At 41.4% G+C, this 1,463-nt stretch carries 3 protein-coding genes; all 3 read left to right on the top strand.

Translation table 11 applies throughout. The features are described 5' to 3' along the window. Positions 1 to 225: 225 nt before the first annotated feature. Genes F6K53_RS42090 through F6K53_RS42080 form a run of 3 tightly spaced genes read left to right on the top strand, consistent with a single transcriptional unit; the run spans position 226 to position 1,005 of the window. Entirely contained in the window at positions 226 to 423 is a 198-nt protein-coding gene (locus tag F6K53_RS42090; protein WP_293086429.1) for a hypothetical protein, read from the top strand. Next, entirely contained in the window at positions 420 to 749 is a 330-nt protein-coding gene (locus tag F6K53_RS42085) for an AAA family ATPase (RefSeq protein ID WP_293086426.1), read from the top strand. Before F6K53_RS42090 ends, F6K53_RS42085 begins: the two co-directional genes overlap by 4 nt. Next, the gene (locus F6K53_RS42080; protein ID WP_293086423.1) at positions 736 to 1,005 is read left to right on the top strand and encodes an ABC transporter permease; all 270 of its coding nucleotides are present in this window, start codon (positions 736 to 738) and stop codon (positions 1,003 to 1,005) included. The genes F6K53_RS42085 and F6K53_RS42080 overlap by 14 nt, the downstream gene beginning before the upstream one ends. The last annotated feature ends 458 nt before the right edge of the window (positions 1,006 to 1,463 follow it).

Below are 1,463 nucleotides of genomic sequence, written 5' to 3'. Positions count from 1 at the left end.
TATGGCTGATCGCTGATCGCTGATGGCTTACAGGTTAACTGTTTACCTTTTAAATTAACGATAAATACAGATAAGACTTGATAAGTACGTGTTTTGCTGGCGTTAATGCCTGATTTCTATCGCTTCATCCATCTTTGGTGTCTTGATTAATTTTGACAGCATTAAAACGTCTCGTTATCCTACTTTTGTAGTAAATGAATTTACTCAACTAATACTTAACGAACGTTGAGTCAGTGCTCCGTGAGCCATTACCCAGCTAACCTTCAACCAGCTAACCTTCAACCGACTAACCTTCAACCAGCTAACCTTCAACCGACTAACCTTCAACCAGCTAACCTTCAACCAGCTAACCTTCAACCGACTAACCTTCAACCAGCTAACCTTCAACCGACTAACCTTCAACCAGCTAACCTTCAAAATTGAGCCACCCATCTGTGGTCTTGGCACGAGCCTTGATTAATCATCCCCAAGTCGTGTTTTTAGATGAGCCTACCACAGGACTGGACCCGGATGCACGGCAGGATTTTTGGAAGCTGGTGATTCACCTTAAAAATCAAGGGTGTGGGGTGTTGTTGACTACTCACTATATGGATGAAGCACAACGATTATGCGATCGCTTAATCTTACTTCAGCAGGGTAAAGTGATTGACGAAGGTACCCCCGATGACCTGATTGAGCGCACTGTTGGTAAAGAGTATGCTGTTTGGTGCTATTGGACTATTTACAGCTGGAACGGTGCGTACTGTTGATCATATTAATGTGCCAATTTTCTTGTTCGTGGTACCAATGTTTACTCTCTGTGGTACTTATTTCCCTAGGGATACATTACCAACTGGACTGGGTTATGTCGTTGCTGTTTTACCCCTATCATCGATAGTTGATTTGTTACGTTGGCCTTTAGGGTTACCAGAGTTCTGGTTTTTAGAATTAATCTGGTTGTTGCTATGGATTGCTGTGTTTTATATCCTAGCTTGGCGTCAGATTTATCCTATTCTATTCCGTTGATTAGTTAAGGGAGTAGGGAGTAGGGAGTAGGGAGTAGGGAAAGAGAGGGAAGTATGGGGAGGATGGTGAGATGCTTACAAGGGTAGGTTTTTTAAAAAGGGGCGAGTAGGTACTTTTATTACGTATAAATTAATAAAAATATGTATCAAAATACACTATAATTTCCGGGATAATTCTTCCCATTTCCCGCTTTTCCCGACTCCCTACTCCCGATTCCCGATTCCCGATTCCCGACTCCCGATTCCCGACTCCCGATTCCCTACTCCCTGTTCCCTGTATATAGATATAGCTCGTTAGTTAGATTTTTTAATTTCTTCACATTATATTCACAAGATGGTGATTTAATAAGTTATACCAGTTGAGTCAATATAATACAAGACATGAAGCTCAAGGTAAACCCGCCCAACAATCACCCTTTACGGTTTAAAATGGTTGTTTTTTTGATTTATAGTGGCTTA

The sequence above is a fragment of the Moorena sp. SIO4A1 genome, from assembly GCF_010672065.1.
In the GTDB taxonomy this organism is placed as follows: Bacteria; Cyanobacteriota; Cyanobacteriia; order Cyanobacteriales; family Coleofasciculaceae; genus Moorena.
Note: the sequence above shows the minus strand (reverse complement) of the source record. Positions and strands in the feature narration are given on the sequence as shown.